Source organism: Bartonella sp. AA83SXKL (genome assembly GCF_042196965.1).
Lineage (GTDB): Bacteria > Pseudomonadota > Alphaproteobacteria > Rhizobiales > Rhizobiaceae > Bartonella.
Map to the genome: position 1 here is coordinate 1 of NZ_JBHIRG010000032.1, position 8394 is coordinate 8394.

An 8394-nucleotide genomic window follows, 5' to 3' on the forward strand; every position below is an offset into this window, starting at 1 on the left:
AGAGACCACACCATTGATGTTGCACGGGCTGCTGGGGGCGTTGCCGCTGCCCTTGCCGGTGGCAATGTTGATGCCGGCGCTGATGCCGCAGGTAATGCCGCTGAAAATAACTACCTCAGCAGTGCTCAAATAGCCCAGATGAATAAAGAATTAAAGGAGTGTCCTGACCTTTTATGTGAAGCAGAAGTGTCTGCGAAGTGGTCTGCGATTAGTACAGGGCAAGGTATAAGCTTTGGGGCTGGTATAGTAGCTGGTGTACCGGCTGAAATATACGATACGGTTGATGGTTTTTGGCAACTAGCCAAACATCCCGAAGAGACTTTGAAAGCGCTCAAAGATTTTTTCAGCAGTGGTGAGATTTTGGCGACAATTGGTCAGACCCTTGGACAGTCCTATGTAGATCGCATTAATAAAATGAAGGAGGAATATGAGCGAGCCGGTGCTGGTGGATCCTTTAAAGCTGGACTTGAATTTGGAAAATTATTGACTGAAACAGCATCCCTAATGACAGGAGTTGCTGGAGCAGCCAAGGGAGGCATAAAGCTTGGCGAAAAGGCTTGGATTAAATTCATTGCTAGGAAAGATTTTGCCCAATTCGCTTCCAAGAAAAATCTTGCAGAACTTGCAGCTCAAGGAGATCCTGACAAACTTGCGGCGAGGAAAGAACTAACTAAACTCGCTGCTAAAGAAAAAAAGCTTTGGTTAAAAAAGAAACCCACTAAATTTACCGATAGCAAATTTGGACAGACCTACACAGTTTATCGGAGAGACGATTTGTTTGATCCTAACAGAATTTCTTACTGGATGGTAAAAGGGGAAAAAGTGTGGGGCACTAATATTGATAGAATGAAAGCAAGAAGAGCACCTATAGGATATGATGGTAAGTCTGTTGAGTTGCATCACCTAAATCAAACCCCTGATGGACCCTTAGCAGAAATGAGCCATGAATTTCATAAAAAATATACTTCTGTTATTCATGCTAATCCAAAAACACATCAATCGCTCATAGATAGAAAAAAGTTTGATAAGCAGAGAGAGGAATATTGGTATAAACTTGCTAATGGGTATGGAGAACAAAAAAACAGTAATTTAGGAGGAATAATCGATATGAGATGGGGTATCATAGGTCTAGATTTTAACAGATGGGGACAGGAGCACCGGCAGTAATGCTCTACGATTGATGAAAAGAGAAAAAACAGAGACTTATAAAATAATTTATGGAGAATAATTGATGAAAACCTATACCTTAGATGATGTTGCAGTCTTAATTGATAAGGTTAATAAATATGATGATGATATTATCAATTTTGGTACTGAAAAAAATGCGGTTGATGATCTTGTGATTGAAAAGGCAGAGAAAGCTTTGGATTTAAAATTCACATCGTCTTACAAAGTTTTTTTAAAAAAATATGTAGGAGGGGAAATTGGTGGTGAAGAAATTTATAGCCTTTATGGAGATTGTGGGGAAGGTATTCCTGCTGGTGATATTGTTTACCAAAACTTACTCGATAGAAAACATGGTTTTGCGACACCAGAACAGCTCGTTGTGAGTTATGATCTTGATGAAACCTTTTATTTTGATTATACGCAGTTTCGGGATGGAGAATGCCCACTTTATGTCAGGCTTCCATCTGAAGATTGCGAATATTACGCCAGTAATTTTTATGAATTCCTTTGCAAAAGAATTAAAGTACACGTGGGAGAAGAGATACCTGAAGGTGATCAACCGATTGAAAAGATTGAGAACACTCCCACTCCGCAACTTATACCTTTTTACAAAAGTTTTTGGAAAAAACTATGGAAGAGGTGAAATTGATAGAGGAAATATGGAGCGTTTATCACGCACGTTTTGAGGATCATCTATGAAAACCTATACCTTAGCTGATGTTGCACAATTAATTAATAAGTATCCGGATGTTATCGACTTTGGCACTGCAGAGGATGCACCTGATGATATATTGATTGAAAAGGCTGAGAGAACTCTTGGTTTACAATTCACCTCGTCCTACAAAAGTTTTTTAAAAAATTATGGAGGAGGAGAAATTGGTTGCGAGGAAATTTTTAGCATTTATGGTGTAGACTTTGAAACTGTTTATGGTGGTGACATTGTCTATAATCGCTTAACAGAAATGAAAAATGGTTTAGCAAAATCACAGCAGCTTGTTGTCAGTAGAACTGATTTTGGTGAGACATTTTACTTTGATTACTCTCAGTTTCAGGATGGTGAATGTCCGCTCTATTTTGAGGTAATATCTGGAGATCCCCTTTATTATGCAAGTAATTTTTATGAATTTCTCTGTAAAAGAATTAAGGACCATGCAGGGGAAGATTTATGAAAACCTATACTTTAGATGATGTTGCAGTATTAATTGATAAAGTGAATAAATATGATGATATTATCAATTTGGGTACTGAAGATGATAGAGAGAATGAAACAGATGATTTACAGATTGAAAAGGCGGAGAAAGCTTTGGGTTTGCAATTCACATCCTCTTACAAAGTTTTCTTAAAAAAATATGGAGGAGGAGAAATTGGTGGTGATGAAATATTTAGCATTTATGGAGATTGTGGGGAAGGTATTCCTGCTGGTGATATTGTTTACCGAAACTTACTCAATAGAGAACGTGGTTTTGTGACACCAGAACAGCTTTTCGTTAGCAGAACAGATTTTGGTGAAACCTTTTATTTTGATTATACGCAGTTTAGGGATGGTGAATGCCCACTTTATGTCATGCTTCCATCTGAAGATTGCGAATATTACGCTAGCAATTTTTATGAATTCCTTTGCAAAAGAATTAAAGAAAGCGTGGGAGCTGAGATACCTTATGGTGATCAACCGATTGAAAAGACTGAGAACACTCCCACTCCGCAACCTATCCCTTTTTACAAGAGTTTTTGGAAAAAACTATGGAAGAGGTGAAATTGATAGAGGAAATATGGAGCGTTACGCAAGTTTTGAGGATCATCTATGAAAACTTATACTTTAGATGATGTTGCAGTATTAATTGATAAAGTGAATAAATATGATGATGATATTATCAATTTCGGTACTGAAGATGATGCAGTTGATGATCTACTGATTGAAAAGGCGGAGAAAGCTCTCGGTTTACAATTTACATCTTCTTATAAGAGTTTTTTAAAAAATTATAAAGGAGGAGAAATTGGAGGTTATGAAATCTGTAGCGTTTATAGGGATTGTGGAATAGGTATTGCTGCTGGTGATATTGTTTTCCGCAACTTAAATAATAGAAAAAGGGGTTTTGCGACACCAGAACAGCTTATCGTAAGTAGAACAGATTTTGGTGAGACTTTTTATTTTGATTATACGCAGTTTCGGGATGGAGAATGTCCAATCTATGTTATGTATCCATTGGATAATTGCGAATATTACGCCAGTAATTTTTATGAATTCCTTTGCAAAAGAATTAAAGAAAGCGTGGGAGTTGAGATACCTGATGGAGACCAACCAATTGAAAAGATTGAGAACACTCCCACTCCGCAACCTATCCCTTTTTACAAGAGCTTTTGGAAAAAACTATGGAGGAGGGGCAAATGATAGGGGAAATATGGAGCGTTACGCAAGTTTTGAGGATCATCTATGAAAACCTATACCTTAGCTGATGTTGCAGTACTAGTTGATAAATATAACGATAGTATCGATTTTGGCTCTACAGATGAAGCAGTTGATGATGCACTGATTGAAAAAGCAGAGAAAACTCTTGGTTTGCAGTTTACGTCTTCCTATAAAAGTTTTTTAAAAAACTATGGAAGAGGGGAAATTTGTGGTGAGGGAATATGTAGCGTTTATGATACAAACTTTGAGATTGTTCGTAGTGATGATATTGTTTATAAAAACTTAAATTATAGAAAAAATGGTTTTGCAACGCCACAGCAACTTATTGTTAGTAGAACCGATTTTGGAGAGACATTTTTCTTCGATTATTCTCAATTTCAGAATGGAGAATGTGCACTCTATTTTGATTTTCCACCCAAGGATCCACAATATTATGCAAGTAACTTCTATGAATTCCTCTGTAAAAGGATTACAGATAATTTGAAGTAAATTTCTTTGTATGGTGGTTTTATTTTCAAATTGCAATGTTAAACCACCATTATTTTTTTTAAATGAGAGAAAATTAAAATCAATATATTTCAATAGGTTAAGATTTTACAGATCTTAAAAAAACAACCTATATAAAAATACAACCTATAAATTCAACTAATAATATACGTTTTGAGGGGGTTTTGACGGTTTTTACACCTTCAAAACCTATAAGTAATATAAGAAAATGAATATACATAACTCTCTTTAAACAAAGCTTTTGAAAAGCATAAAGCACTCATTTTAGATTACGATATAATCTTTTAAAGGCAATTCAAAAGAAGCCTATTCACTTTAAGATGGGATTTCTTTTTAGAATAACGCATATAAACACTCCTTTTAAGATGGTAGGTAATCAACTTAACAAGAGAGGTATAGATTAATCGCTATGTTCTATACCCCTTATGAGTTTATCATACCCATTATGTGAGCATGCTTTATAAGTTATTCAGTTTCTTTAATTTCTAATTTTGGTAGTTTTTTTACGATTTTCATTGTTTCTAAACTTACGGTAATAACCCTCTGAAATAACTCTAGAGGGTAGGCAGGGTTGCCAATGGTTTCAACAGCATAGCGATTAGCATCATTAACAATGCCACTCTTTTTATCAGTCTTAACACATTGACGCCCCATAACCCATTCAAGAGCGGGCTTGCCATTGACGATATACTCATAAGCTTCAAGAGGGATATCTGTTATTGTGATATTGCTATTGTAAAAAACAGTTGATTTATCCTTTTCCTTACTATTCTTAATTTTTGCAAATTTCATTTCAGTTACATAATAAAACTTTTCGGGATTAGAGATCTCTGTCTGTTTTGGATTACCCTTTTTAAAGGTCACTGGATAAGGTTCTACAGTTTCATAATTCACGTGCAAATGACCCAGTTCACGCCCTGCTGTTACAAATTTCCAAAAATCATCAGCACTCTTTACACAAGGAATGCGAGGTAATTCTTTGCATAAATTATCAGCATAACGAGAGCGATAATCTTCCGAATGAAGTAAACCGTAAACATAATAGAATAAATCATCTTTTGTTATGGTTTCATTCGGATAAGCGGCTTTAAAATGTTCTAGTCCCTCATCAGTAATGGCATCACGCTTCTGTAAACCAGCTGTTTTACTTTCTTCTGTAGAAATTAAAAATAAATGAGTTTGTTTTTTGTTTTTATCTTTTGAGACCGTTGTGTCTTCGTAAATATAGCGTGGAAAGCATTGACCTGTATCTATTGCATGAAAATCAGGTAGATCCTTAGTCATAATAACAGAAAATCCACTTCTTGCCCCTATAGCAGAAACTTGTATCACTGTATTTTTGATCATTTTTTCTACAGGAAAGATACGAGGCATTTGATAAATTGCTTCATTAAAAATGCGATTATAATAAAGCCACTGTCGTGTAAAAGGACGATATAAACTTTGAACAAAACCGACTTCTTCAAATTTTAAAATATGACCTCTTGCTAATTGTTTTTTTATATTCAAACTCCAACTTATCTTGCTTGTATCTGAATTAACAAAATTATCTACAGCCTTTGTACGTGATTTACTGTCAGTGTGCGCATAAGCATTATTAAAACGTTCTGCTTCACTGTTATAGAAGGCAATCATGTTACCCATATTTTTCGCTAAAATTGCACGACTTGAATTGTATGCCCAAGCATCACGACTAGTCGTAATGCCACAAGAATAAATCTCAAAGAGTTTTTTCTCATGAGGTCTCTTATCGCCTAAAGCTAAGAATGTTTCAAAACTGTCATCACGTTGACGTATCCAATCACCATGCTTATCTGGTGTGATTATTTGCCAATCTTTTTTACTTCGTGTAATGCCATCAATACTACCAAAGTCCTTAATTGTTTTAAGTTTTTTTTCTCTTGTTTGATTATCACCAATATCATGATAGTAAATTTTACAAGGTCCAATAGTATTGGGATTTTTTATAAACAGCGTCACGGCAATGCCCGTCATACTACCACTACCAAAAACATTTTCACCTTCTTGAGCAGCTCCATTGCTTAACATATTTTTACGAAGATCCCCTCGTAAATTAAGTACATAAATACTCGTAAATTCTTTGGCTAAAGATTTTCGTAAACTATTCATTGTCGATTTTTCTATGTAACCAGAGCCAGAAACAAAGCCGATTACCCCAGCATTACCAATACGGTCACTTGCCCAGCGCATAGCACGAATATAACTGTCATAAAAATTTCGCGTATTCATTGATTTAGATTGAGCAGCATAGGTTTCACGAATACGGTTATTTAATATGGGATAAGGGGTATTCTTTGCATTGTCATTAGCATTTTTTTGACCTGTTGAATAAGGAGGATTGCCAACAATAACTTGGATATCTACTTCCTGCTGTTTTTTACACCGCTCTGAATTCTCAAACATATAGCGTGTAAAAAAATCTTTTTCTTCAAGCATCAAAAACGTATCAGTTAAACAAATTCCTTCAAAAGGAATATACTCTCCTTTCATAAGACTATGATAGGTCGATTCAATGTTAATCGCTGCTATGTAATAGGCTAGCAAAACAATCTCATTGGCATGAATATCATGACGGAATTTATATTTCATATCCTCTGGTTTGATGAGCTTGGATTGTAAAAGCCGTGTAATAAAGGTCCCCGTTCCAGTGAAAGGGTCAAGAATAGAGACGCCTCGAGAACTTAAGCTTTGTCCAAACTCTTGCTCTAAAACATCATTGACGGAATGTAAGATAAAATCAACTATTTCAATAGGCGTATAAACAATCCCAAGTTTATCTGTTGTCTTTTTGAATGCCTTGGTAAAAAAATCTTCGTAAAGTTTGATAATAAGATTCTGTTTTGCTCGCGTTTCAATAATACCCTCTGTATCATCCTTTACACTTTGATAAAACTTTTCAAGATCTTTGGCTTCGTCTTTGATATTCATCTTATCAAGTTCTCTTAAGATCTTTTCCATGGCTTGTGAAATGGCATTGTTTTGCACAAACTCATTTCCATCAAACAAGGATTCAAAAATAGGACGTGTCACAAGGTGTTGCGCCAACATCTCAAGTGCATCCTCTTGCTCGATACTGTCATTTAAACCGTTCTTTAATTCTTTATGAAAGGCATCAAAAGCGTGAAAGGCTTCACTCTTTTTATCAGCGAGTATGCTTTTAAGACGAATAATATGATTTTGTGCAATTGCAGCTACATTGCCAGCCCAATTTCCCCACTGATTAGGCTCTCCACATTTTTTGACAATGATGGGCTTAATAGCACGCGATAATTCATCAACATAAAACTCGAATTCTTTTTGTCCTCCATATTTATAAGAGCTTTCACTTGCTACTGAACCAATATGAAGCCCAGCACTTTCCGATTTCGCGTGGAAAGAGAGTTCGTCAACAACTGCGGTCATTGCTTGTAAAGCAGGGTCAAAAGTGACCCCTACAATCTCAAACACATGACGAACATCTTGGTCCAGCTCTAAGGCTTTTATTTTGTTTTTAAAGTTGTCATCATGAGCACGCAAAGCATTGAGAACTTGCCAGATGACATCATACTTTGTATTGTTTTCTAAAGCCTGTTGTGGTGGAATATTAAAGGGAATACCAACGGGTAAAATAATGTAGCCTGTTGTTTTACCTTCTGCGCGGCGCATCACACGCCCCACAGCCTGTATCACATCCACATGACTTTTACGCGGGTGTAAAAACATAACCGCATCAAGAGCAGGGACATCGACTCCTTCAGAGAGACATCGGACATTGGTTAACACACGGCAGTTATTCTCATCTGTCTCTTCTTTAAGCCAATCAAGTAATTTATTACGATTTTTGCCATTAAAAGATCCATCAATGTGCTTAACATCAAAGATAAGAGAAGTCTTACTTTCGGGAACAAATTTATGATATTCATCAATGGCGTCATTGAATAGTTCGCTAACTAATTGAGACGTCTTGATATTTTTACAAAAAGCCAGAGAACGACGCATAGGTTTTATGCCATCTTCTTCCTTCTTTTCTATTTGGGAAAGTGCTTTGTAGCAGCCAATGATTTTAGTTGTATCATCAAGAATAAGTTCGGAATTTTTATCTTTAAGGCGTTTCTGAATCGTTGCGTTAATAATTGCTTCATCAACAGCCAAGACGATAACTTTATAGGGTGTTAAAAGTTTATCTTTTAGAGCTTTTGAAAAAGTATACGTGTAAAGATTTTTTCCATAGAGCTCTTCATCATCCATGGACGCCAGAACAGCATCAGATGCGTCAGCCTTCTTTTTCAGCTTGTCGGTAAAGATCTTAGGGG

General features: G+C 36.0%; 7 protein-coding genes. 6 read left to right on the plus strand and 1 reads right to left on the minus strand.

The features are described from left to right. The 6 genes from ACFINO_RS08460 to ACFINO_RS08485 form a co-directional block, all read left to right on the plus strand. The coding region (locus ACFINO_RS08460) for an HNH/ENDO VII family nuclease (RefSeq protein ID WP_375655435.1) at positions 1-1167 on the plus strand (1167 nt) is incomplete at its 5' end. 64 nt (positions 1168-1231) lie between these two features. Further along, positions 1232-1810, plus strand: a complete 579-nt coding sequence (locus ACFINO_RS08465; RefSeq protein WP_375655436.1) for an SMI1/KNR4 family protein — start codon at positions 1232-1234, stop codon at positions 1808-1810. A 52-nt stretch (positions 1811-1862) separates the two neighbouring features. Beyond that, on the plus strand, positions 1863-2336 hold the full coding sequence (locus tag ACFINO_RS08470; RefSeq protein WP_375613701.1) for an SMI1/KNR4 family protein: 474 nt from the start codon (positions 1863-1865) through the stop codon (positions 2334-2336). Further along, positions 2333-2920: an SMI1/KNR4 family protein gene (locus ACFINO_RS08475; RefSeq protein ID WP_375655437.1), complete on the plus strand. Its 588-nt coding sequence runs from the start codon at positions 2333-2335 to the stop codon at positions 2918-2920. Before ACFINO_RS08470 ends, ACFINO_RS08475 begins: the two co-directional genes overlap by 4 nt. 48 nt (positions 2921-2968) lie before the next feature. Then, positions 2969-3556, plus strand: a complete 588-nt coding sequence (locus tag ACFINO_RS08480; RefSeq protein ID WP_375655438.1) for an SMI1/KNR4 family protein — start codon at positions 2969-2971, stop codon at positions 3554-3556. A gap of 42 nt (positions 3557-3598) precedes the next feature. Further along, positions 3599-4063 carry an SMI1/KNR4 family protein gene (locus ACFINO_RS08485; RefSeq protein WP_375643532.1) on the plus strand — a complete coding sequence of 155 codons (465 nt, stop codon included), beginning with the start codon at positions 3599-3601 and terminating at the stop codon, positions 4061-4063. Between the two features lie 483 nt (positions 4064-4546). Here the strand turns inward: ACFINO_RS08485 and ACFINO_RS08490 are convergent. Beyond that, on the minus strand, positions 4547-8394 hold a 3848-nt coding region (locus ACFINO_RS08490), incomplete at its 5' end, for a type ISP restriction/modification enzyme (protein WP_375655439.1).

Coding starts and splice junctions, on each gene's coding strand:
- ACFINO_RS08465 (WP_375655436.1), top strand. CDS start 1,232: ATGAAAACCTATACCTTAGATGATGTTGCAGTCTTAATTGATAAGGTT.
- ACFINO_RS08470 (WP_375613701.1), top strand. CDS start 1,863: ATGAAAACCTATACCTTAGCTGATGTTGCACAATTAATTAATAAGTAT.
- ACFINO_RS08475 (WP_375655437.1), top strand. CDS start 2,333: ATGAAAACCTATACTTTAGATGATGTTGCAGTATTAATTGATAAAGTG.
- ACFINO_RS08480 (WP_375655438.1), top strand. CDS start 2,969: ATGAAAACTTATACTTTAGATGATGTTGCAGTATTAATTGATAAAGTG.
- ACFINO_RS08485 (WP_375643532.1), top strand. CDS start 3,599: ATGAAAACCTATACCTTAGCTGATGTTGCAGTACTAGTTGATAAATAT.